Below are 22865 nucleotides of genomic sequence, written 5' to 3' on the forward strand. Positions count from 1 at the left end.
GCTGCGGCGCGGTGTCGGACCCGACTCCGACCAACGGCGCGGCCAGCCCCCAGTCGGTGGACAGCCGGGCCGCGATCCAGAGCTGCATAGATCAGGCGCAGTCGCAGGCCAAGGTCCTGTGGATTCCGCAGGGCACCTTCTACCTGAAGGGCACCGGCAACCTGCACGCGAACGGCATCACGATCGCCGGCGCAGGGCTCTGGTACAGCACGATCTACCGTGACGTGCCGGTGCCCAACAACACGCCGTTGGGTGCCGTGTTCGACCTGACCTCGACGACCGTGCAGAACTTCCACATCGACGCGAACGCGATCAGCCGCAGCACCATCGGCGGCGATGGTGGCGCGATGGACACCACCGGTACGAACTGGATGGCCAACGGCATCTGGACCCAGCACACGATGTCCGGGTTCTGGGCGTCGGGCACCGGCGGCACGGTGCAGAACAGCCGGCTGACCTCGATCTGGGCCGACGGGATCAACGTCAACAACGTGGCGCTCACCGGGACGACCGGGAGCAACCTGACGGTGACCAACAACTTCGTCCGCGGCACCGGTGACGACGCGATCGCCATCAACTCGGTCGCGTACAACACCAACGGCGACGGCTCCACCACCACCTACACCCCGATGACCAACATCAAGGTCACCCACAACACGTCGATCTCTCCCTGGGGCGGCAAGGGCATCGGGATCTACGGCGGCAGCGGCCACCTCGTGGACAGCAACTACGTCAGCGACACGGCCCGCTACATCGGTCTGGGTGCGGGCCGGTTCGGCGTCAACGGCAGCGACCTCACCTCCGCGACGGTGTCGAACAACACCGTCGTCAGGTCCGGCGGCAACGCCTACAGCCAGGGTCAGCCCGCATTGCACGTCGGCAACGGAGGTGACGGCCAGAACGTGGGCGTCGTCAACAACGTCACCGTTACCGGCAACACCGTGGCGAGCTCGGTCTACGACGCGATCGGCTTCTCCACCTCGACGAACACCCAACTGCAGAACAACACGATCACCTCGCCCGGACGCAACGGCGTCATCATCTCGCCGCCGTTCTATCCGGCGCCCAGTGGATCCGCGACGATCACCGGCAACACCCTGACCGGCCTCAAGGCAGGGATGACCGCGTTCGCCAACAACTCCAGCGGTTTCAGCGCCTCGGTGAGCAACAAACAGCTGGGACGGCACCACCACCCCAGGCGGCCCGTACGGCGGAACGCCCGCCGCGGTTCCCGGCACTGTCCAGGCGGAGAACTACGACACCGGCGGCCAGGGCGTCGCCTACAACGTCGGCTCCATCAACGGGAACGGCACCGCCTATCGCTCCGACGGCGTCGACCTCGAGTCGACCTCGGACACCGGCGGCGGCTACAACCTCGGCTGGACCAGCGGCGGGCAGTGGTTCCGCTACACCGTGAACGTCGCCTCGGCCGGCACGTACACACTCAACCTGAGGGTCGCGGCGCCCTCCGCCGCGAACGGCGCACTGCATCTGTCCAACGCTTCGGGCACGAACCTCAGCGGCGCGATCAACATCCCGGCCACCGGTGGCTGGCAGACCTGGAGCACGATCACCGCCAGCGTCACGCTCCCAGCCGGTCAGCAGGTCCTGACCCTGAACCAGGACAACGGCGGCTGGAACCTCAACTCCCTGACCTTCGCCGCGAGCAGCAGCCCCACCCCGATCGACTCCTCGGCCTGGTACGAGGTGGTCAACCAGAACAGCGGAAAGTGCGCTGACGCCCTCAGCTCCAGCACCGCCAACGCCACCGTCGTCCAGCAGAACACCTGCAGCGCGGCCCTCAACCAGCAGTGGCAGTTCGTCTCCGCCGGCAACGGCTACTACGAGGTGCTCGGCCGCCACGCCGTCACCCAGCGGCAGGCTTGGGACGTCACCGGCGGCACCTCCGCCACCTCGCCCGGAACCCCGATCCAGACCTGGGCCTACGCCACCGCGACCAACCAGCAGTGGCAGGCCCAAGCCCTGACCGGCGGCTACTACACCTTGGTGGTCCGCAACAGTGGTCTGTGCCTGGGTGTCCCGAACTCCTCCACTGCCAACGGCGTGCAGCTCCAGATGCTCACCTGCAACGGCAGTCCCGCACAGTCCTTCCAGCTGATCAAGCAGAGCTGACACGACCTCATCCCTCCTCTTGTTGTGAAGCCGGCGGCGGTAGCGCCGCCGGCGTGATCAGTGCCGTCAGGAACAACGGGATCGTCAGACCGGCCACCAACACCGGCAACGCGAACCAGACCGCTCCCAGCGCGAAGCCCGCATAGACCACGACAGCGAAGACCTCTGCGAACAACCCCGACACCGAGGTCACCGTCGCCCGTGCCGGACCCGTGATGGCGTCCTGCAACCGTGCCTCGGCGACGATGATGACCAACTGCATGAAGCCGTAGCCGACCGCGATCGGCACGAACCCAACGGCCGTCCCGCTCAAGGCACCCCACGCCAGCATCCCGGCCGACAACGCCAGCCCGACGCCGAGCACCCAGCCTCGCATCCGGTACGCCGGACCCGCGAGCGCACCACCGATCGCCTGCGCGGCGACCGTGCCGGCGATCAGCAACGGCACGAGTTCCGTCGAAGCGCCGATTCCCCTTGCCAGCAAAGGGAAGTACTCGTCGAAAGCCAGGAACCCACCGAGCAGAGCCACCAGAACAACAGCCTTGCGGACAACCCGGCTGGTCGAAACCTCGGACAGCCCCGAGCGCAACATCACTACATACCGCCCGAACGGACTACTTCTGCCCAGACTCACCTCCTTTGTTTCGTCGGCCGTGGCGACTCGGGTCGCCTCGGGTAGGGACAGAGCGACGGCTGCTTGGGCAAGGCAGCTGAGCACGCTGACGACACCCAGCAACGGATAGCCGCCGAGCTTGAACAGCGGTGCTGCCAACGCAGTCGCCGCGAGGTTGAGTACCAACGCGGCCGACTTCGCCCGACCGATCAGCCCGGCGTACCGGTCGGCGGCTCCGCGCGCGGCGAGTTCGTCGTACACGAGGGCTTCGAAGGTGCCGGAGATCAGCGCAGAGCTGATTCCCCACAAGACGAAGCCGAGCGCGAACCCCGCGTACGAGGGAACGACGATCCAGCCGGCGAAGCCCAGGCCGCGCACGAGCGTGCCGAGCACCAGCAGTTTGCGTCGGGAGAAGACATCCGCCCAGGCACCAGAGGGCACCTCGAGCAGGAAAGCGGTCGTCGACCAGATGATGAACAGCGACGAGACCTCCGTCGCCGAGAGCCCGTGATCGGTGAACAGCAACTGGTACACCGGATACAGCGGGATGAAGTCCTGCAGCGCCTCGAAGGCGACGATGCGCGCAGTCAGACTGCGCGGTACAGCGTTCGGTGGGCGGTCAGATCGTCAAAGATGCGGCGCTGAATAGTTCATACCTCAGAAGATAACCGCGAACCAGCTACCCGAACAGCTCCTTTGTTCCAGGTGTGGATAAGTGCAGAACCTGGTACCGCGTCCCCGGAACGATCCCCGGCTCGCCACTCCACAAGGTGAAGTGCACCAGCTCCCACCGCTCCGGATCCACCGCGACCGCCGAGCTGTGGACGCCAGGCAGCTCAACGGTCCGCTGCAAAGCGGCCAACGCCTCGGCCACCGGCTCAGCCGGGTCGACTTCCGCGGGCAACTGCCACACATTCTTCGTCGCACCCAGCGCCGGCTGGTCCACATCAGCTCCGGCCTTGGCCAAGGCACCGGTCCAGTGCCGCACACTCGGCCGCCCGAACGACTGGCAGATCCCGGTGAAGAAACCACCACCCCACAGGAATCGGCCCATCCCCGCCGCGTCGTTCCACAGATAGAACGGCGCGTACTGGTTCACGATCGACCCGTTGGCCTGGTCCTGCACCAGGTACGCCTTGATCCCCAGCCCCTCGAAGTCATCCGTCCGGTCCCCCAGCGTCTCCACGCGGCGCCGGATGATCCCCATGTCGTAGTCCGTCGGCAGATTCAGCTCGTACTGCATCGCGTACATGCCGTACATACTAGTTGGTACAGAGCGATATTGAGAAGCTTTCCGGGCCCTGGTCCGGCAGGCTTTGGGGATGGGCGATGTGGGCGAGCGAGTCTGGCGGAAGGTTCCTGACGGGGCGCGGGAGGCGCTGACGCGCGGGCTCAGTCCGTCCGAGTTGCAGACTGCGCTGCTCGAGGTCGGTCGGGAGCGGGCGGCTGCGGTGACGCCGGCGCGGTTGATGCAGCGGTGGCGGGAAGATCGGTTCGTGCGGCCGTCAGGGGTCGATCCGCGGGCGCTGGTGAAAACGCAGGCGATGCTGTGGGAGCGACTGCCGGAGCGGTTCGCGGGCGTGGAGTTGTCGCCGCTGACGCCGCTCGGGACGTGCTCGACGGTGGCGACCATTCACCAGAACATGATCGTCAGCACGATGCGCAGTACCGAGGTCGCGAGCGATCCGACCAACCAGCTCGCGATCGAGGCCGCGGTACGCCGCCGTGCCGGGCAGGACCGCGTTGACCTTGCCACCTGCCAGCGGGTGGTTCGCGCGCAGCTGGTCGACGGGCCGGGGATGTTCGCGCACTTCGAGCTGTTCGCGCTGGTGTCGAGTGCGCGGGACACCGGGTCGGGGCGGATCGAGGGGGAGATGCTGGTCGATCACCTGCGCTACTGGCACGGCGTACTGGGTGATGAGGCGCAGTTGACGTTCACGACGTTCGAGCGGACCGCAGTACGGGAGCGGATCGATGACACCGTACGGCCCGCGCTGAAGGTCGAGTTCGCCGAGGATTCTCAACGGGAGAAGGGCTCCAACTACTACGCCGGTACTGCGCTCGGCATCGCCCTCCCCGGCGCCGACCTGGGCGACGGCGGCTTCACGCCATGGACCGCGCAGCTGCTCGGAGATGCGAAGGAGCGTTGCCTCATCTCCTGTGTGTCGACCGAGCGGCTGACCGCGGTACTCAGCGGAGCTTGAGCAGAGCCGCCTCGGTGGGCGAGAAGCCGCATGCCTTGACGTAGAAGTCCGTGAGGTGCGGCTCGTGGTCGACATGCAGCCACTCGCAGCCCGCCGCCTTCGACTCCGCCGCCGCGAGGCGAACCAGCTCCTTGCCGATGCCTTGCCGCCCGTATGACGGGTGGACGGCAGTGTCGAGTACGAAGGCATGCGCGCCACCGTCCCAGCAGACCTGCACGAACCCGACCAGCTGGTCGTTGCTGAAGGCACCGACCCAGGTCAGCGCATGCCGCTCCAGCCGAGCGGCCCAGGGCTGTACCTCGACCGGGGACTCGAAGGCGAGCGCATGCAGGGTGGACAGCTCCGTATCGTCGACCGGGAAGCGGGTCAGGTAGTCGATCACGGGGCCGCCTCGGTACTGATCAACACGACCGTGCTCCGGCCAGTCAACGACAGTAGCTCGCGTGCCGCTCGCAGGCCGGCCAGGGTGGCGGCTCCGCTGGCACCCGATGAGATCCCGGCTCTGCCGAGGTCCTGGACGGCGGCCGTTGCCTCGTGCTCCTCCACTGTGATCGCTGCGTCCAGCCCGGCCTGCAGTACCGGCCAGGCGAGGCTTGAGGGCGTACCGCAGTTCAGGCCTGCCATCACCGTCTTCCCCGTGGGCACAGTGAGCAGCTCTCCGGCCCGCAAGCTTGTGGTGACACAGGCGGCGCTCGCCGGCTCCACACCGAGCAGGGCCGGAGTGACCAAGCCACTGCGGTAGTGAGTGACAGCAGCCTGGGCGACAGAGCCCACACCCATCGGTACTACGACCAGGTCGGGCTCGACGTCGATCTCCCGGAACAGCGTCGAGTACCCGTCGACGATGTGCTGCGGGATGACCTCGTACCCGGGCCAGGCCGAGTCCTGGATCAGCAACCGCTCTCCTGTCGCCGCGTCGGCGGCAGCGGCCACAGCAGCGTCGTACGAGTCGTCGACGACGGTGACGACGGCACCCTCAGAGCGGATGGCCTCGATCGCGCGCTCGCTGACCACGGCAGGGATGAACACGTGCGCCTTGATGCCGAGCGTCTTCGCCATCCGGGCTACTGCTCGACCGTGGTTGCCGTCGGTGGCGGTGACGAGCTCTGTGGTCGCCAGGTGGTCCTGCAGGGCGCGGTGGATGGCCCACCAGGCTCCGAGCGCTTTGAACGCGGGCAGGCCGAGTCGCTGCGACTCGTCCTTGACCAGGATCTCGGCTACGCCCAATTCAGCGGCCAGGACTGGTACAGGGGTGAGCGGGGTCGGGTGGTAGCCGTCGAGGCTCTGGTGGAAGGTGAGTACGTCTGCGGGCGCAGCCGTAGTACGCCAGGTCCTTGCGGACGGGTTGCTGTGCCAGAGCACTGACTAGGCCACCAGGGCGAAGGCTTGGGCTGAGGTGGAGTAGGCGTTCGGGGAGGAGACCACGCGCTGCGGGGCGGACTCGGTGACCCGGATCGAGGAGGTCTGCAGGCGGACAGGCAGGGTTGCGCGGACGGCGGTGGCCAGGTCGAACTGCACCTCGGCGAGGAGGTCGGCGAGCTCGAGGTCCAGGGCCCGGCAGATCGCGGCGAGGATCTCCGAGGAGGGTTCCTTGCGGCCGCGCTCGATCTCGGAGAGGTACGGCACGGAGACCTGGGCCTGCTCGGCGAGCTCGCGCAGGGTGATCCCCCGCTCGCGCCGCAGCCGGCGGAAGACGTTTCCGATCACCTGGCGTAGCAACACGTCTGGGTCCTCCCCTGCTCCGGTGTCCTTAGGTCGAGTGTGCCACCCCGGGCAGGTCTGCGGTGGGCAGATCTGCCATGGGCAGATTCCTGGGACTCCGTCGCGCCGGGCGGCGACGCTGGATCACATGAGCGAGACCACTGCACCGAATGCCCTCGACAACCACATCTACCAGCGCCTGCTCTGGCAGCGCATCGTCGTGCTCGGCGACGAGATCAAGGACGAGAACGCGAACGCCCTGTGCGCCCAGCTGATCCTGCTGAACGCGGAGGATCCGAAGGCGGACATCTCGCTCTACATCAATTCGCCCGGCGGATCCGTGTCGGCCGGGCTGGCGATCTACGACACGATGAACTTCATCAGCAACGATGTCGCGACGTATGCGATGGGGCTGGTCGCGTCGATGGGGCAGGTGTTGCTGGCTTGTGGGGCGGAAGGTAAGCGGTACTCACTGCCGCACGCCCGGATCATGATGCACCAGCCGACCGGTGGGATGGGCGGGACGGCGACGGACATCAAGATCCAGGCGGAGCAGTCGGTGCTGGCGAAGAAGGATCTGGCCCGGTTGTTGAGCGTCCGCACCGGCCAGCCGATCGAACGGATCGAGGAGGACTCCGACCGGGACCGCTGGTTCACCCCTGAGCAAGCCCTCGACTACGGAATCATCGACAAAGTCCTCCAGCAACCAGCACCAGTACTCAGCTAGCCGCCAGGGCCTGGGATAGGTCTTTTGTGAGGTCGGTTGGGTCTTCTAGGCCGATGCTTAGGCGGAGGAGGTTGTTGTGGGGTTTGGCGGAGTCGGCTACCAGGCGGTGGGTTAGGCCGGCGGGGTGTTGGATGAGGGTGTCTACTCCGCCTAGGGAGACTGCGTGGGTGATGAGGTGGAGTGAGGCAGCTACTTGGGCGGCGGCGTCGTAGCCGCCGGTGGTGGTGAAGGCTAGGACGGCGCCGGGGCCGGATTGCTGGCGGCCGATCAGGCCTTGGGGGTCGCACTCGGGTAGGCCGGGGTAGTAGACGTTATCCACAGCTGGGTGGGTGCTTAGCCAGTCAGCGACCTTCTCTGCTGAGGACTGCTGGGCACGGACTCTTACCGGCAGGGTTTGGAGTCCTCTGTGCAATTCGTATGCCGCTAGGGGGTGCAGGAGGGCTCCGGTGAGGGCGCGGACCTGGCGGAGTTTGGCGGTCCATTCGGCGTTCGCCGCGACTACTCCGCCCATGACGTCGCCATGGCCGCCGAGGTACTTCGTTGCCGAGTGCAGCACCAGAGTCGCGCCGTGCTGGGCGGGTTGCTGGAGTACTGGCGTTGCGAAGGTGTTGTCCACAAGCACCGGTACGCCGTTGGCCTGGCGGACGGCTGCTGCGATGTCCACCAGCTCCACGGTCGGGTTGGCCGGGGTCTCGACGAGAACGAGTCCGGTGTCGGGGCGAATGGCGTCGGCGATACCAGTGGGGGTCACCCAGCTCACCGTCGTACCGAGTAGGCCTGTGGACAACAGGTGGTCGGAGCCGCCGTACAGGGGGCGGACGGCGACCACATGCGGGCGGCCTGCGACGACAGTGGCGAGCAGTGCGGCCGACAGGGCCGCCATGCCGGAGCCGAAGGCGACTGCCCCTTCGCAGTACTCGAGTTCGGCGAGGGCCTGCTCGAAGCGGGCGACATTCGGGTTCCACAGCCGCTGGTAGACGAGGCTGCCGCCGTCAGGGCCGTTGCCGAGCGCCAGAGCGTCGTACGAGGCTCCGCCGCTCGCCACGTCGGGCAGTGGGTAGGTCGTGGAGAGGTCGATCGGGGGGACGTGGACGCCGAGCGCTGCGAGGTCGTCGCGGCCGGCGTGCACGGAGCGGGTGTCCAGCTGGGTCATGGGGGCCTCCTCGGGACGGTGAGGCCGAGGATGGAATCTTCTGCGGATTTGGGCAAGAGTTCCGAATAAAATTCGTCCACAGGGTTGTCCACACACTGTGGATTCTGTGGATGGGACTTACAGTGGAGGCATGCCGAAGAATCGTCGGACGCCTGGACCGGCCCCGCGGCCGCTTCCGGCTGCGCTCGACGAGGTCGACCAGGAGCTGGTCCGGCTGTTGACGGCCAACGGCCGGATGCCGAACAACGCGCTCGCCGAGGCGACCGGGATCGCGCCGTCGACCTGCCTGAGCCGGGTCCGTTCGCTCCGTGAGCGCGGCGTGATCCGCGGTTTCCACGCGGATGTGGACCTGGCGGCGCTCGGGCGCCCGCTCCAGGCGCTGGTCGCGATCCGGATCGGCGCTCACTCGCGCGACGACATCGACCGCTTCCGGGCGGCGGCGCCGCGGCTCCCCGGCGTACTGGCCCTCTTCCACGTCAGCGGCGCCAACGACTACCTACTGCACGTATCGGCCGAGAACCCCGACGCCCTCCGCGATTTCGTCCTCGACCACCTGACCGCAGATCCTGCGGTGATCCACGCCGAAACCAGCCTCATCTTCGAACACGTCCGAGGCACCCCGACCTGAACAACCTGTGGATAACTCCACTCAGCGGGGCTTCAGGCCCCAGGCGGTGGCTAGCAGGTCGTAGGAGTGGCGACGTTCGGCCGGGTTGTGGATGTTGGTGGTGATGATCAGTTCGTCGGCGCCGGCGGACTCGGCTCGGCGGGTGAGGTCGGCGGCTACCTGGTCCGGGGTGCCTACGGAGACCAGGCCGGCCCACTCCTCGACGGCTGCGCGTTCGCCGTCGGACCAGGGGTACGCGGCGGCTTCCTCGGGTGACGGGAGCGGGCTGGGGCGGCCGGAGCGGAGGCGGAGCATCGAGAGTTGGTTTGCCAGGCTTAGTTGCTGGGCGCGCTCTTCGGTTTCGGCGACGATCGCGGCCAGGGCGAGGATCGCGTGCGGCTTCGGCTGCTCGGGGCTGGGCTGGAAGAGCTCGCGGTACGAACCGATGACGCCCGCCGGGTCGAGGTTGCCGAAGTGGCCGGCGTAGGCGAATCCGGTGCCCAGGGCGGCGGCTGCCTGACCGCCGTACGCGCTCGAGCCGAGCACCCAGACGGGCGGCAGTGGGATGTCGTCCGGCTGCGCGGAGATCGGGGCGAAGGGATGGCCGGCCGGGAAGCCTTCGGCGTACGCGCGCAGTTCGGTGTACTGGTCGAGGAAGTCGTCGGCGGCGAGGGCCTCGCGGCTGCGGCGGAGGGCCAGTGCGGTGCGCTGGTCGGTACCGGGGGCGCGGCCGATGCCTAGGTCGATGCGGCCCGGGTAGAGCCCGCCGAGGACGCGGAAGCTCTCGGCGACCTTCAGGGGTGAGTGGTTGGGCAGCATGATGCCGCCGGAGCCGACCCGGATCGAGGAGGTCGCGGCGGCGACGGCCGCGATCATCACCTCGGGGCTGGTGCTCACGACGCTGGGGATGTTGTGGTGCTCGGCCAGCCAGTACCGGTGATAGCCGGCTGCCTCTGCGCTTCTCGCAAGTTCGAGGGTCTCGTGGAGTGCCTCGGACGGACGCGTTCCCGTCGGTACCGGGGAGAGGTCGAGCACGGACAGGGGCATCGGCTCAGCAGTCACGTTCAACCGTAACCACCACCCATCACAGGCTATTCCGGCTGTACCGCACTAGGCGGGGTATGGGGTGGTGGTGCGGGCTTCGCGGAGGGGGCGGGACCACCAGGCGAGTTGGGTGAGGAGGGTGGCTGCGGCTGCCGGGGTGGTGGGGTCTTGCGGCGTGCCGTCGGCGGTGAACGGGTCGGTGGGCTGGTGGAAGCTGAGGGTCTCGCGGATGGTGACGGCGTGGAGTTCGCCGAAGACCTGGCGGAGTTGCTCAGCCGCACGGAGTCCGCCGGAGCGTCCGCCGTACACGACGAAGGCGACCGGTTTCGCGTACCAGGGTCGGCGTACCGCGTCGATGGCGGTCTTCAGATCGCCCGGGTAGCCGTGGTTGTACTCCGGCGAGACGATCACGACCGCATCAGCCTCGTCGATCCGCGCGGGGAGTTCGGCCGTCGGTGTGCGGCTGAGATCGATGAGGTCGAGCTTGAAATCGTCCCGGGCGTCCACCTCCCGCGCGAACCACTCAGCCAGCACGGTGCCGAACTTGCCCGGCTCAGAGTTCCGGACCAGCAGAGCGAGGCGGAGCGGATGCACGGTCATTCCGCCGACGGTAGAACCTCAACAAGACTTGAGGTCAAACTACTCCGATTCGGGCCGGCCCCTACCGCAGAGACAGCATCGGCGGACAGGACGAGCCCGTCACAGGGCAGATCTCCAGCTCGTACGGAACGCCATCGAGTCGGTTGCGGACAAAACCGGCCGTTGTCTCGTCGAATCCGGGGTCGAGGATTCGGGCCAGAACAAGCACGGAGACTTTCGCGGCTCCAGCTAGTCTGAGTCGCCGCCCCGCGCCTTGTGCGTGCCCGCCCGACGCCCACGTGTCATCGAAAACGACGACATGCCGGCCGCTGAGATCCGCTTCGCAGGCGTAGTACCCCGGATTGGGCGCGCGTCGGGCATTCTGGTCCCGAGGCAGGTCAGTGCTCGGCGACAAGGTGAACCTTGACCAGCCAGCGGGCAAGTAGCTCAGCATCTCGTTGAGCGGATGTGTCCCTGGTCTGTCCTAGGGACGGCACCGTCGCCACCGCCGACACAGGCAGCTGGAGCGCCCTGCCGATGCAACTCCCATGTCGAAGAGCGAAGAGCGCCGTGAGGATGCTCAGCCGACGCTTCGCCGGCTCGCCTCCGGACTTGTATCCCCACATGTCGCGATAGGCCTGCCGACCCTTGACGGCATAGGTCAGCGGCACGACAAGGTCCGCGGTAGAGGTCTGCGACTTGGCAGGATCGGACGTGCCGATCCCCGCCTGGGCTCTGAAACTGTTGCAGGCATGGCACCTGCGGTAGCACGCAGTCACAGGCCGCGTGCAGTCCTGGCAGGTGAGTCCGTGCTGCCTGATCGGATTGCCCATCACTTTGGCGATCTGGCGAATGAGGTCCGCGACCCGCGGATCAGGTGGGGCAACCATCGTTCGCTAGCCGGTGAGATCGTGCAGAATCTGCGAAACCCGCGTCGGGCGGTCGAGGATCTCCCCGATGACAGAGAGCGCACCGTCGACGCTGCCGACAACGTTGACGTCGTACGCCGAAGACGCGAGTTCTCGTCCCCACGAGGTCGTCGACGCAACGTCGGTCGACAGGATCAGCGGCCGCCCGTGCGCAATTGCCTGGCGGGCCTGGATCCTGGCCCCGGATCGCTCACCGGCCGCGACCACCATCGTGCAACCGCCGTACGCCGACATGGTCGCGTTCCGAAGCGGGAAGGAGGTCTTCGTCGGGGGGCTTCCGGGCCAGAACTGGCTGATCACCAGCCCACGCTGCTCGATCTCCGACTGGAGTGCCCGATTCTGCGGCGGGTAGAACCGATCGATCCCGGTACCAATCACCGCCACTGTTCTTCCACTGTTGTCGAGCGCACCACGGTGAGCCGCTGTGTCGATGCCTGCGGCGAGTCCCGAGATCACCGCCACCTGCTCACCAGCCAGGGCCGAGGCGAGCTGATAGCTGAAGTCGAGGGCTGGCCGGCTCGCCTGCCGTGATCCGACCAAGCACACACCCCGATGATCCTCCCCGCCACCGTCAAGGTCTCCTCTGGTGAAGAGGAAGGGCGGCAGATCATGAACGTCGGTCAGCTGGCTGGGGTAGCGAGCGTCGAAGACGGTGATCAGGTCGGCCAGATCGGACCAAGCTGCCGTGTCCTGACGCGCTCTCTCCAGCAGTTCGGTCGTCGGATCGCCCATCAGGTCGGCCGGCACCACAGTCCGGAGATAATCCAGCGCGCTGCCACGCTCCAGAACATCCGCCACCGTGGCACGCCATCTGTCGCCCGCGTCCGTGTACAGCAACAGAGCGATCATTGCCAGGTCTTCGTCCGTCACTGCCACCACCCTTGCTCGACGTTGCTTCAGCCTACGACCCGAGACCCCCAGTTTTGGCGTAACCTGCGTCTCCGCCGGTCAGGCTGGCCGCTCAGTGCTGCTGTCAGTTCCCCTCGCCGCCGCCTGCAGCCGTTTCCGGGGCGGGGGCCGCGGGCGCGGCCGGAGGCGCGTTGAGAGGGAGGGAGGTATTGGCGGCTCGCATCAGTTCTACGGATTCGGGGGATGGCGGCTCTGGGGGTGCGGTGGGGAGGACTCCTACCGATTGCCAGGCGGTTTGTACGGCGGTGGCTTCTGGGGACGACGGGCCGAAGAGGGTTTCGGCGGTGGCGTGGGTGGCGGTGGCGAAGGCTTCGAAGGTGGTGCTGGGGGTGAGGTTGCCGGAGGTGAGGGTGGTGTACCAGATCTGGCCGGGGGCCTCGTAGGCGTTGCCGCCGAGGGCGGTGGCGACCAGGTAGAAGGCGTGGTTGGGGATGCCGGAGTTCAGGTGGACGCCGCCGTTGTCTTCGGTGGTTTCTCTGTAGGAAGACATGTGGGCGGGTTGGGGGTCGCTACCTAGGCGCGGGTCGTCGTAGGCGGTGCCGGGGGCCTTCATCGAGCGGAGGGCTACGCCGGCGACACCGGGGCGGAAAAGTTCGGCGCCTATCAGCCAGTCGGCTTCAGCTGCAGTTTGGCCTAAGTGGTGTTGTTTGGCGAGCGAGCCGAAGACGTCGGAGAGGCTCTCGTTGAGAGCACCTGACTGCCCTTCGTAGACCAGACCGGCCGTGTACTGCGTAACGCCATGCGTCAACTCATGCCCAGTGACGTCGATCGAGCGGGTGAAGTCGCCGAAGATCTCCCCGTCGCCATCACCGAACACCATCTGCGCGCCGTCCCAGAACGCGTTCGCGTACCCGTGGTCGAAGTGCACCGTCGAGCTCAGCGGCAGCCCCGCGCCGTCGACGGAGTCCCGCCCGAAGCATTCCTTGAACATCGTCCAGGTCGCGCCGGTACCGTCGTACGCCTGGTTGACGGTCGCGTCGGCCACCGCGGGATCGCCCTCGCGCCGGACGACCGGGCCGGGCAGCGTCGTGCCGTTCTCCGCATCGTGGACGACCCGTCGCGCGCCCGGGTCATCGCCTTCAGACTGAACAGTGCCCTCGAGCTGGACCGAGCCCTGTCCGAGGGCGGCCGGGCGGCTTCGGAGTACGGCGTCGTGCTGCAGCGACAGGCGGTAGCGGGCGCGCAGATTCGGGTCGTCCGCGGTGCGCTCGAGGTGTTCGAGCAGGTACGGCGGGACGATGTGGTGGACCGTCATGCTGCTGATCGTGCCCTCTGGACCGGGTAGCGCAAAGGGCGAAATGCGATAAACTCAAGGATTTGTGGCGGCGGCCAGAGAATTGCCGAAATCGGCACCGGGAACCAACGAGCTGCATTTTATCACGAGGGGTTGGAATTGCTGAATCCGGTCGAGGCTGAACAGGTTTACCTGACGGCTTTCTACGCGACTCTCGACCGTGAGCGCGAGCGTACCGAGGGTCGCCGGCAGGACGAGCAGATCGCCGGTACGAGGAACGCGCAGGCCCTGCACCAGCGTGACGGACGGGTCCGCGACCTGAACGCCAGGCTGTCGCGATTGAACGCCGCCGAGGAAGGTCTGGCGTTCGGCCGGCTCGACGACGAGGACGGCGGCGTCCTGCACATCGGCCGGATCGGGTTGCACGACGAGGACTACGAACCGCTCCTGGTCGACTGGCGCGCGCCCGCGGCACGACCGTTCTACATCGCCACGGCGGTGGTGAACGAAGGCATCGTCCGGCGCCGGCACATCCAGACCCGGCTGCGCCAGGTGGTCGACGTCCAGGACGAGCAGCTCGACCTGGACCGGACCGCGGACGGCGCGTCCCAGCCCGGCACCGGGGTGGTCGGCGAGGCGGTGCTGCTGAGCGCGCTGGAAGCGCGGCGTACCGGCACGATGGAGTCGATCGTGCGGACCATCCAGGCCGATCAGGACCGGATCATTCGCTCCGAGCTGGCCGGGGTGCTCGTCGTGCAGGGCGGTCCGGGGACCGGAAAGACCGCAATCGCACTGCACCGGGCAGCTTTCCTTTTGTATACACACCGCACCCAACTGGAAAAGCGGGGAATTCTGGTAGTCGGCCCCAATTCCACCTTCCTGAAGTTCATCGGCCAGGTGCTGCCGTCGCTCGGCGAGGACGGCGTCCGCCTCGTCACCGTCGCCGAGCTGTACCCCGGTGTGACCGCGACCCGTCCCGAGCCCGCCGAGGTGGCCGAGGTCAAGGGCCGTGCGGTGATGGCCGAGGTGATCGAGACCGCGGTCGCCGACCGCCAATGGGTGCCGGCCGAGCCGATCGAGCTGACCGTCGACCGGACCGTACTGCGGGTCGAGCCGTCCGTCGTCGAGGAGCTCCGGGCCGCTGCGCGCGCCCGGCAACTGACCCACAACCAGGCGCAGCCGTTCTTCCGGACGACGTTCATCGAGCACCTGGTCAGCCAGTACGCCGACATCATCGGCGAGGACCCGCTCGGCGGCGAGAACCTGCTCGACGACTACGACCTGGAGGAGTTGCGCAACGAGGTCGTCGCGGACCCCGGCGTCCAGGCGTTGCTCCAGCAGCTCTGGCCGGTGCTCAGCCCGCAACAACTCCTGATCGACCTGTACGCCGATGAGCGGCGACTCGCCTCGGCCGCGCCGCAGCTCACCGCACTCGACCGCGAGCACCTGCTCAGGTACGGCGATGACTGGAGTCCCGCCGACGTCCCGCTGCTCGACGAAGCCGCGGAACTCCTCGGCGACGACGGTCGCGACCTGGCCCGCGAGCGGGCCGAGCGGGCTCGCGCGATCGCTTATGCACAAGGGTCTCTGGATGTTCTGTCCGGCTCGGGCTCGACCGACTTCGACGAGGACGACGAGGCGGAAGTCCTGTCGGCCAAGGACATCCTCGACGCCGAGATGCTGGCCGAGCGCTACGAGGCCGATGACGATCGCACGCTGGCCGAGCGGGCGTCGGTCGATCGGCGGTGGACGTACGGGCACGTGATCGTGGACGAGGCGCAGGAGTTGTCGCCGATGGCGTGGCGGGCGATCGCGCGGCGCTGTCCGTTGCGGTCGATGACACTGGTCGGCGACGTCGCGCAGACGGGTGCTGCCGGCGGCGGGACGAGTTGGCGGCAGGCGTTGGCGCCGTCGTTCGGGGATCGCTGGCGGCTGGCGGAGTTGACGATGAACTACCGGACGCCGGCTGAGGTGATGGAGTTGGCTGCTGGCGTACTACGTGAGGTCGACCCGACGGCGATTGCCCCACGGTCGGTGCGGGCGACAGGGGTGCGGCCGTGGCATCTCGACGTACCGGCGGCTGAGCAGGCGGCGTACGTGAGCAAGGTGGCGCACGAGGAGACGCAGTACGGGCAGGTCGGCGTCATCACGTCGCGCCACCGGCTGGAGCTGGTGCAGGAGGCAGTGGGCGACATAGCCGGTATCACCGTGCTCACCGTCGCCGGCGCGAAGGGCCTCGAGTTCGACTCGGTCCTGGTCGTCGACCCCGACGGCATCTTGATCGAGTCCCCCCGAGGCCTCCGCGACCTCTATGTAGCCCTCACCCGCTGCACCCAACGCCTGGGCGTCATCGGCCCGCTGCCCGAAGTACTGCAGGACTCAACCGCGTGGGGCGAGCGGGCTTAGTGGTTGGCGCAGCACTTGATCTGGTGTTCGACTTCGAACGGGATCAGTACTCCGCCGACGGCTGGTTGGACCAGGAGGACTATCTGGCCGTTGCGGCGGATCGGGCGGATGAAGTCGCGGGTGTCGACCAGGGTGGAGTCTTCGACGGGTAGGCCGCCGATGGCTTCTACCTGATCGATACCGCAGGTCTCGACCAGGTCTGCAGCGGTCAGGGTGCCGCGGGCGTTCTCCTGGCCGGGGAATGCGACCAGGCGGCCCGCAGTACCTAGTGCTGTTTCTACTGCGGCCACGTAGGCGCCGCGGACGAGTTGACTCGGGCCTGCGACCTCGGGCTCGGCTGCGCCCGCGCGGATGACGGCCGAGCCGACGTCCTGGGTCAGGGACGCCTGGTCGAAGCCGGACGTACTGATGGAGACAGCCAGGTGGCCGCCTGACACCACATGGGTGCAGGCGACTACCGGGCCTGTCGCGGACTCCAGCAGGCCGTGGAGGACGTGTTCGGCCTCCACGGTGTCTGCGGAGTCCGCATCGACGGCGATGATCACTTTGTCGGAAGCACCCAGATCGGGTTCGTGTAGAACCACAGGTCCACCCACGGGTCGGCGTCGCCGACCACGTCCAGCTGCGGGCCCTGCGGGTCGATCGCTGCACCGAAGTAGCCGACCTGGCTGCGGTTGCCATCGGTACCACGGACGCGCACGTAGAACGGGTTCTCCGGGTCTGCCTTGCCGAGCGGCAGGACGAGTTCGAAGGTGCCGCGCTTGCCGGAGGTGTCCCACTGCTTGACGACCTTGGTGTCCGGCGCCGTGAAGGTGTCCTTGTCGCTGACCGCGCCCTTCACCGCACCCACGATCACGTCGACGCGGTTGAGCGCCGGCGTGAAGTTGGCCCAATTCGGGACGTTCTGCGCGGTGATCCGGATGACGAGCTCGACCGCGCGGCCCCGGCGTACGTGCAAGGCACCACCCAGTGGCTCGCCGTGGGTCTTGCCGGTCTCGCGGACCTCCATGTCGACGCCCTTGACGAGCGCGCCGTGGTCGACCCAGACACGGCCGTTGCGCAGACCTTCCATCACCGCGCGGTAGTCGCGGTTGTCGGCGCCGACGTGCGTACGGCTGTAGTAGCCCGGGAAGAAGTCGGCGGCGGTGCGGTTGACCGTGCGGCTGTAGACCGGGTCCATGTAGCGGCCGTCGCGGTCGAACTGCGCCTGGTCCGAGCCGTCGGGACGACGGGAGGTCTCGTTCCAGTTGACGTGCGAGTCCGAGTTGGCGCTGATCCACCACGGCTTGCCCTCGGCGAGCAGGCTGTCCCAGAGGCCGCCGACGGTCGACGTCATCCAGTCGAAGCCACCCCAGGTCCGGTACGACTCGGCCGGGTACCCGGGGAAGGAGTTCGCGCTCGGCGCGTTGCCGTAAAGGCCGCGGGCGCCACCGGCACCGATCGCGGCGGGCAGACCGCCGGCCTGGTGACCGGGCGCGCCCTCGAAGCCGACGGCGATCCGCGGGTCGGCGTCGCGCCAGTTGCGGATCTCGTGCGGGCTGTCGATGCCGTTGCGGGCGGGGTGGTTCGCGAGGAACAGGGCGTCGGCGACCCGGCGGGCGTCGACCTGCTGGCCGAGCCACTGGATGCCGTCGAGGGCGAGCTGCTCGTTGGCCGGCGTGTTGGCGCCGGCGTTCTTTACGCTGCCGTCGTAGCTGTTCTCGAACTGCTTGAGCACCTCGACCTCGCGGCTGCCCGGAGCGACGAACACGGTGCCGTGCTCGGCAGCCGGGATGTTCCACTCCAGGCCCTGGAAGATCAGCGTGTTCTTCAGCTCGGCCCGGGCCGCCTTGATCTGCGGGTTGACCAGGTCGACGCCGATCCGGGCGTGGGTGGCGCCACCGTGGTCGGTGATGACCAGCCAGTCGAGGCCGTTCGCGGCCGCGTGCTGCGCCTGGTCGATGACCCGGTACATGCCGTCGGAGCTCAGCTGGGTGTGGATGTGGTGGTCGCCGGCCAGCCAGACGTTCGGCCGGCCACCGCTGGTGAACACGTGCCCGGCCGGCGACGTCGCGGCGGCGAACTCGGCGCCGGAGACGGCAAGGGCGGCAGCGCCACCGAGGATCCCGGCCGAGCGGAGCAGCCCACGGCGCGACAACTCGGTCGGCGACAGGTCCTGGTCCGGAATCGACTCGTCCAGCGCCGCGGTGGTGGCGGCGTCCAACTCGGTGTTCGGGTGATGATGGTCGTGATCATGACCGTGCCCATGACCGTGCCCGTGGCCGTGCCCGTGCTCATGGCTGTGATCGTGACCATGACCGTGGCCGGTGTGGTCGTGGGAGTGTCCCATTCGTGCGTCCTCTCGGATGGCGGAATCCGGCGGGATCATCGCCTTTCTTGATGACATCCAGATGTTGCGAACATGAACCCCAGGCCATGGACAACGCAGAGCGACGGGTCTTCAATGGGCGCGGGGGGAAACATGAATGGAGAACCGGAAACAGTCACGGAAAGTTTCGAAAACACCCACCCGGGCAAGGACAGCGGTAACGCGACGCTGGCTGCCCTCGGCGGGGTCGCGGTCGGGGTGGTCATCGTCCTGCTGGCCTGGCTGGTCTTCCTGCTGAGCCGGCAAGATTCGGCCAAGGAGACGGCGTCGACGCCGCAGCCGGCCGGCGTACCGGTTACGGTGAAGACGATGACAGTGGCTCCGTCGGTCAAAGGCAGCACGACGGCGCCTGCACCGGTACGAACCCTGCCGAAGGCGATCGGCGACGTCCGATCGCTCCCGGCGGGACTCTTCTGCCGGGACCTGAAGAGCAAGGGGTACAGCTACGTGGCGGCGATCGACTACTGGCGGCTGCACGGTCAGCCCAACCAGATGGATGCCGACCGCAACGGTATCCCGTGCGAGACGGTCTATCCGCGCAGCGATATCGGGTCGTACTGGAACGGCCGGGAGGTCGTCGGCGTGACACCGCTGGCGTCCGGACTGTTCTGCCGCGATCTCGCCGACCGGGGCGCGACGTACGCCGAGGCCGTCGCCTACTGGTGGTACTACGACCGGCCGTTGCGGATGGATGCCGACAAGAACGGCATCCCGTGCGAGACGGTCTACTCGGTTGCCGTGGTCAACGACTTTTGGTTCCAGTGAGGCGGTCCGTTTGGGTGGCCTTCCTGTCCGCGGCCCTCGTGGTCGCGGGCAGTGGGCTGATCGCTCTCACCGCTACCGGGGTGTTCGACCGGTCCGAGTCCAAGAAGCCGGCCGGTGCTGCACCGGCGCCGGCGAGCAGCGTGCGTACCAAGACAGTGGCTGTACCGGCTGAGCCGACTGCAGTGCCGACAACCGCGCCAACTGGTGTCGCGACGCCTGCACAGCCTGCGACACCTGCGCAGCCCGCGACGCCGAAGAGGCCGTCGAGGTCGGTGGCTCCGCCGACCACGGTCAGCATCCGCGCCACGAAGTACGTGTTCCCGATCGGTGGTTGCCGGGCGGATGCTTCGCAGAGTCATCACGACTATCCGGCGTCGGACATTTTTGCGGACAGGGGGTGCCGGTTCGTCTCGCCGGTGGATGGCCGGGTCGACGAGGTGACCCGGGTGGACACCTGGAACAAGAAGACGAATGTGGGGCGGGATCGGGGTGGGTTGTCGATCTCCGTCGTCGGCGTGGACGGCGTCCGGTACTACGGGTCGCACCTGTCGGCTATCGGGGCCGGGATCAAACCCGGGTTGGTCGTGAAAGCCGGGCAGACGTTGGGGCTCACCGGGAACACCGGGAGTGCTCAGGTGACGCCGCCGCATCTGCACTTCGGGATCAGTTGGCCTACCGCGCCGGGGCATTGGTGGATTCGGCGGGGCGCCGTCGCGCCGCAGAGTTTCCTCAACGCTTGGCATGCGGGGCGGCAGTTGTCGCCGGTGGCGTTGGTGGGGAAGGTGCGGCGAGCGTACGGGGTTGATCGCGGGTGCCGGGATTACTGCTGACGTAGGGGTCTGAAGAAGGCCCGGATGTCGTCGACCAGCAGGTCGGGAGCCTCTAGGGCTGCGAAGTGGCCGCCTCTTGAGTACTCCGTCCAGCGGGTGATGTTGTGCTGGCGGTCGAGGATGTGGCGCATGGCCGGGTCGGTGGGGAAGACGGCGACTCCGGTGGGGACTTCGCTGCGGGCGCTGGAGGCGCTTCGGCTTTCGTAGTACAGGCTCGCCGAGGTGGCGCTGGTGTTGGTGAACCAGTAGATGGAGACGTTGGCCAGCAGGTGATCCAGGGCGACTGCGTCCTCGGGGAGGGCGCGGGCGGGGTCGGTCCAGTCGTGGAACTTCTCCAGGATCCAGGCTAGCTGGCCGACCGGTGAGTCGCTGAGGGCGAAGGAGACGGTCTGCGGCTTGGTGGACTGCAGTTCGGCGTAGCCGGTCCCGGTGGCGCGGATGTGTTCGGCCGTTGTGAGCTTGGCCTGATCAGTTGGGTTGAGATCGTCGAAGTCGCCGGGCTCGGCCGGTGGGAAGGCGAGGCCGCCGTTGAGGTGTACGCCGATGACGCGGTCGGGTGCGAGCGCGCCGACGAGCGGTGAGACGACCGATCCGGTATCGCCGCCTTGCGCGCCGTACCGGGCATAGCCGAGGCGATCCATCAACTCGATCCAAGTGCGGGCGATCCGCTCGTGATCCCAGCCTGGGCCTTCGAGTGGCACCGAGAATCCGTGGCCCGGTACCGATGGCGCGACCACGTGGAACGCGTCCGCTGCGTCGCCGCCATGTGCACCCGGCGAGGTGAGCGGCCCGAGGATCTCGAGGAATTCGGCGACCGAACCCGGCCAGCCGTGCGTCATCAGAAGTGGGATGGCGTCAGGCTCGGGTGATCGCGCCTGCAGGAAGTGCACGGTCTGCCCGTCGATCCGGGTCGTGTACTGCGGTACTGCATTGAGCCGCGCCTCCCACACCCGCCAGTCGAACTCCAGCCACCGCTCGACGATCCCACGCAAGTACTCGACCGGTACTCCGCGCGCCCAGTCACTCGACAGCGATCGCGGCCAGCGAGTCGCCCGGAGCCGGCGGTGGAGGTCGTCGATGGCTTCCTGTGGGACCTCGATCCGGAACGGCTCAAGCATCTCGGGTCAGCCGATAGAGGATCTTCGTGTGGACGGTCCGGAACCCGAGCTGCTCGTAGAGGCGCTGCGCACCGGTCGGACTTGCTGCGTCGACGTTGAGCCCGGCACGCTCGAATCCGGCTTCCTCGCCCGCCCGCATTACCTCCGCCATGGTGGCACTCGCCAGCCCACGGCCGCGATAGTCACGCCGGGTGCCGACCTGCCCGATCCACAGCTCCTGTACGCCGGTCGCCTCGGTGTCGGCCGGATACTCATAGGCGAGTGCGTACGCCGCGATGCGATCGCCGTCGAGCACCAGCCGGGACAGCGCCGGCCGGAACCCGCGATGACCGGTGAACCACCGCTGCCAGTCGTCCTCGGTCTTGGGCTCGACGCCCCAGTGGTCCACGAAGATCTCGTTGTGGGCCAGCCGGAGCGGCTCGTCGTGCTCGGTGGCGAAGGGGATCAGCCGGAAGCCCTCCGCCAACTGAGTGACGATGGGCTGTTCGGAGTACGGGCGCTGCATCGAGCTGTAGTACCGGGTGGGCTCGTAGCCGTTAGCGAGTGCGAGCACTCGACCGCCGTCGTCGACGCTCTGCAACTCGACGTCGACCGGCGCGAACGACTCCGCGGCTCGCCGGGTCGCCCACTCGAACAGCGGCCGGCCGATCCCCTGCCGCCGATGCTCCGGGTGGACGCCACCTTTCAGCATCCCGTCGTCGATCAGGCTGTACCCGACGAGTCGACTCCCCTTCCAGACACTGCGCCCGTCAGCGGCCGCGTCGATCACACGCCGCAGGCCCACCGCGTCGACGTACTCGCCGCTTCCGTCGCCCGCGACGATCGCGTTGACCAGCTCGACGAGCTCTTCGAGCTCGGCCGCGTCGAGCGGTCGAACCTCCACACCAGCCGGCCAGCTCATGCCGACCTGAGATCGGTAACCAGCCGGAAGCGCCACAGGATCGCCTCGGTGCTGTCGTCGACAGTGAAGGCCGGGTCGTCGAGGACAGCACGCATCTCCATGCCGATCAGCCTACGGACGTCGGTAGGTCAGAGGTTGGCGTAGTACTCCGGCTTCATCTGGATGATCTGGACGTAGTTGCCGTCCGGGTCGATCAGGGTGGCGAAGTAGCCGGGGCCGCGGTCCTCGGGTTCGACCAGCCAGTTCACGTCGAGGGTGCGCAGGTGGGCGGCGGTCTGCTCGATGTCGTCGACCGCGAAGTTGATGATGAAGCGGCCCGGTTCGGGCGCCTTCGCGTCGACGTCGTCGCGGTGCTCGATGATCAGGCCGAAGCCGCCGAGGTCGAGGGTGCCGTAGTTGTTGGTCTCCGCGTGGAAGCCGTCGCGGTACCACGCCTTGAGACGATCGGGATTCGTACTGCCGAGCAGCATGCTGTTCAGTGCTGGGCGGTCCATGACTTGTCTCCTGTTCCGAGCCGGCGATCGGCTCACAGCGGGGACGTCGGAGTCACGGCGGCCGGCTCGACATACCGGCGCCGAAAGATGCGGAGACAGAAAACGTCCGCACCGGTGAGGTTCGGTGCGGACGATGAGGTGTTTTCGTTT

22 protein-coding genes and 2 pseudogenes are annotated in these 22865 nt (G+C 67.5%); 9 read left to right on the plus strand and 15 right to left on the minus strand.

Annotation, left to right across the window (positions count from 1 at the left end):
• Positions 1 to 629: 629 nt before the first annotated feature.
• The 3 genes and pseudogenes from AB0M15_RS32520 to AB0M15_RS32530 form a co-directional block, all read left to right on the plus strand.
• Positions 630 to 1130 (plus strand): annotated as a pseudogene (locus AB0M15_RS32520) (right-handed parallel beta-helix repeat-containing protein); the annotation flags it as partial.
• A gap of 166 nt (positions 1131 to 1296) precedes the next feature.
• Positions 1297 to 1602: pseudogene (locus AB0M15_RS32525) on the plus strand (carbohydrate-binding protein); the annotation flags it as partial.
• Between the two features lie 105 nt (positions 1603 to 1707).
• The gene (locus AB0M15_RS32530) at positions 1708 to 2133 is read left to right on the plus strand and encodes an RICIN domain-containing protein (RefSeq protein WP_363826724.1); all 426 of its coding nucleotides are present in this window, start codon (positions 1708 to 1710) and stop codon (positions 2131 to 2133) included.
• Between the two features lie 7 nt (positions 2134 to 2140).
• Here the strand turns inward: AB0M15_RS32530 and AB0M15_RS32535 are convergent, their stop codons facing one another.
• On the minus strand, positions 2141 to 3280 hold the full coding sequence (locus AB0M15_RS32535) for an MFS transporter (protein ID WP_363826727.1): 1140 nt from the start codon (positions 3278 to 3280) through the stop codon (positions 2141 to 2143).
• A gap of 145 nt (positions 3281 to 3425) precedes the next feature.
• The gene (locus AB0M15_RS32540; RefSeq protein WP_363826730.1) at positions 3426 to 3998 is read right to left on the minus strand and encodes a DUF4865 family protein; all 573 of its coding nucleotides are present in this window, start codon (positions 3996 to 3998) and stop codon (positions 3426 to 3428) included.
• 70 nt (positions 3999 to 4068) lie between these two features.
• On the opposite strand from AB0M15_RS32540, the gene AB0M15_RS32545 reads away from it, so the two are divergent.
• Positions 4069 to 4950, plus strand: a complete 882-nt coding sequence (locus AB0M15_RS32545) for a hypothetical protein (RefSeq protein WP_363826733.1) — start codon at positions 4069 to 4071, stop codon at positions 4948 to 4950.
• On the opposite strand, the gene AB0M15_RS32550 is transcribed toward AB0M15_RS32545, so the two are convergent.
• Genes AB0M15_RS32550 through AB0M15_RS32560 form a run of 3 tightly spaced genes read right to left on the minus strand, consistent with a single transcriptional unit; the run spans position 4937 to position 6672 of the window.
• Positions 4937 to 5332, minus strand: a complete 396-nt coding sequence (locus tag AB0M15_RS32550; RefSeq protein ID WP_363826736.1) for a GNAT family N-acetyltransferase — start codon at positions 5330 to 5332, stop codon at positions 4937 to 4939. The genes AB0M15_RS32545 and AB0M15_RS32550 overlap by 14 nt on opposite strands.
• Positions 5329 to 6312: a pyridoxal-phosphate dependent enzyme gene (locus AB0M15_RS32555; protein WP_363826739.1), complete on the minus strand. Its 984-nt coding sequence runs from the start codon at positions 6310 to 6312 to the stop codon at positions 5329 to 5331. The genes AB0M15_RS32550 and AB0M15_RS32555 overlap by 4 nt, the downstream gene beginning before the upstream one ends.
• Positions 6313 to 6315: 3 nt before the next feature.
• The gene (locus AB0M15_RS32560; RefSeq protein ID WP_343982119.1) at positions 6316 to 6672 is read right to left on the minus strand and encodes a helix-turn-helix transcriptional regulator; all 357 of its coding nucleotides are present in this window, start codon (positions 6670 to 6672) and stop codon (positions 6316 to 6318) included.
• A gap of 118 nt (positions 6673 to 6790) precedes the next feature.
• On the opposite strand from AB0M15_RS32560, the gene AB0M15_RS32565 reads away from it, so the two are divergent.
• On the plus strand, positions 6791 to 7378 hold the full coding sequence (locus AB0M15_RS32565) for an ATP-dependent Clp protease proteolytic subunit (RefSeq protein WP_363827179.1): 588 nt from the start codon (positions 6791 to 6793) through the stop codon (positions 7376 to 7378).
• Here AB0M15_RS32565 and AB0M15_RS32570 read toward each other — a convergent pair.
• Positions 7371 to 8531 (minus strand): PLP-dependent aspartate aminotransferase family protein, encoded by a 1161-nt coding sequence (locus AB0M15_RS32570; protein WP_363826742.1) that lies wholly within the window; start codon positions 8529 to 8531, stop codon positions 7371 to 7373. The two genes, AB0M15_RS32565 and AB0M15_RS32570, sit on opposite strands and share 8 nt — an antisense overlap.
• A 130-nt stretch (positions 8532 to 8661) precedes the next feature.
• On the opposite strand from AB0M15_RS32570, the gene AB0M15_RS32575 reads away from it, so the two are divergent.
• The gene (locus tag AB0M15_RS32575; protein ID WP_363826745.1) at positions 8662 to 9159 is read left to right on the plus strand and encodes an Lrp/AsnC family transcriptional regulator; all 498 of its coding nucleotides are present in this window, start codon (positions 8662 to 8664) and stop codon (positions 9157 to 9159) included.
• 21 nt (positions 9160 to 9180) lie between these two features.
• On the opposite strand, the gene AB0M15_RS32580 is transcribed toward AB0M15_RS32575, so the two are convergent.
• From AB0M15_RS32580 to AB0M15_RS32595, 4 genes are all read right to left on the minus strand, one after another.
• Complete coding sequence (locus AB0M15_RS32580; protein WP_363826748.1) at positions 9181 to 10200, minus strand: LLM class flavin-dependent oxidoreductase; 1020 nt, start codon at positions 10198 to 10200, stop codon at positions 9181 to 9183.
• A gap of 48 nt (positions 10201 to 10248) precedes the next feature.
• Positions 10249 to 10782: an NAD(P)H-dependent oxidoreductase gene (locus AB0M15_RS32585; protein WP_363826751.1), complete on the minus strand. Its 534-nt coding sequence runs from the start codon at positions 10780 to 10782 to the stop codon at positions 10249 to 10251.
• 875 nt (positions 10783 to 11657) lie between these two features.
• Entirely contained in the window at positions 11658 to 12560 is a 903-nt protein-coding gene (locus AB0M15_RS32590) for a DNA-processing protein DprA (RefSeq protein ID WP_363826754.1), read from the minus strand.
• 103 nt (positions 12561 to 12663) lie between these two features.
• Entirely contained in the window at positions 12664 to 13854 is a 1191-nt protein-coding gene (locus tag AB0M15_RS32595) for a M4 family metallopeptidase (RefSeq protein ID WP_363826757.1), read from the minus strand.
• Between the two features lie 132 nt (positions 13855 to 13986).
• Here AB0M15_RS32595 and AB0M15_RS32600 point away from each other — a divergent pair, with 132 nt between their 5' ends.
• The gene (locus AB0M15_RS32600) at positions 13987 to 16239 is read left to right on the plus strand and encodes an AAA family ATPase (RefSeq protein ID WP_363826760.1); all 2253 of its coding nucleotides are present in this window, start codon (positions 13987 to 13989) and stop codon (positions 16237 to 16239) included.
• Here AB0M15_RS32600 and AB0M15_RS32605 read toward each other — a convergent pair.
• Together AB0M15_RS32605 and AB0M15_RS32610 are read right to left on the minus strand one after the other, a co-directional pair.
• On the minus strand, positions 16236 to 16784 hold the full coding sequence (locus tag AB0M15_RS32605) for a hypothetical protein (protein ID WP_363826763.1): 549 nt from the start codon (positions 16782 to 16784) through the stop codon (positions 16236 to 16238). The genes AB0M15_RS32600 and AB0M15_RS32605 overlap by 4 nt on opposite strands.
• Entirely contained in the window at positions 16781 to 18568 is a 1788-nt protein-coding gene (locus tag AB0M15_RS32610) for a PHP domain-containing protein (protein WP_363826766.1), read from the minus strand. The genes AB0M15_RS32605 and AB0M15_RS32610 overlap by 4 nt, the downstream gene beginning before the upstream one ends.
• A gap of 132 nt (positions 18569 to 18700) precedes the next feature.
• Here AB0M15_RS32610 and AB0M15_RS32615 point away from each other — a divergent pair, with 132 nt between their 5' ends.
• Together AB0M15_RS32615 and AB0M15_RS32620 are read left to right on the plus strand one after the other, a co-directional pair.
• Positions 18701 to 19372, plus strand: coding sequence for a hypothetical protein (locus AB0M15_RS32615; protein WP_363826769.1), 672 nt, complete (start codon positions 18701 to 18703; stop codon positions 19370 to 19372).
• Positions 19369 to 20202 carry a peptidoglycan DD-metalloendopeptidase family protein gene (locus AB0M15_RS32620; RefSeq protein WP_363826772.1) on the plus strand — a complete coding sequence of 278 codons (834 nt, stop codon included), beginning with the start codon at positions 19369 to 19371 and terminating at the stop codon, positions 20200 to 20202. Before AB0M15_RS32615 ends, AB0M15_RS32620 begins: the two co-directional genes overlap by 4 nt.
• Here AB0M15_RS32620 and AB0M15_RS32625 read toward each other — a convergent pair.
• The 3 genes from AB0M15_RS32625 to AB0M15_RS32635 form a co-directional block, all read right to left on the minus strand.
• Complete coding sequence (locus AB0M15_RS32625; protein ID WP_363826775.1) at positions 20193 to 21320, minus strand: epoxide hydrolase family protein; 1128 nt, start codon at positions 21318 to 21320, stop codon at positions 20193 to 20195. The genes AB0M15_RS32620 and AB0M15_RS32625 overlap by 10 nt on opposite strands.
• Complete coding sequence (locus AB0M15_RS32630) at positions 21313 to 22203, minus strand: GNAT family N-acetyltransferase (protein ID WP_363826777.1); 891 nt, start codon at positions 22201 to 22203, stop codon at positions 21313 to 21315. The genes AB0M15_RS32625 and AB0M15_RS32630 overlap by 8 nt, the downstream gene beginning before the upstream one ends.
• A gap of 146 nt (positions 22204 to 22349) precedes the next feature.
• Positions 22350 to 22715: a VOC family protein gene (locus AB0M15_RS32635; protein ID WP_363826780.1), complete on the minus strand. Its 366-nt coding sequence runs from the start codon at positions 22713 to 22715 to the stop codon at positions 22350 to 22352.
• Between the last annotated feature and the right edge of the window lie 150 nt (positions 22716 to 22865).

This window comes from Kribbella sp. NPDC051718, assembly GCF_040681515.1.
Classification (GTDB): Bacteria; Actinomycetota; Actinomycetes; order Propionibacteriales; family Kribbellaceae; genus Kribbella.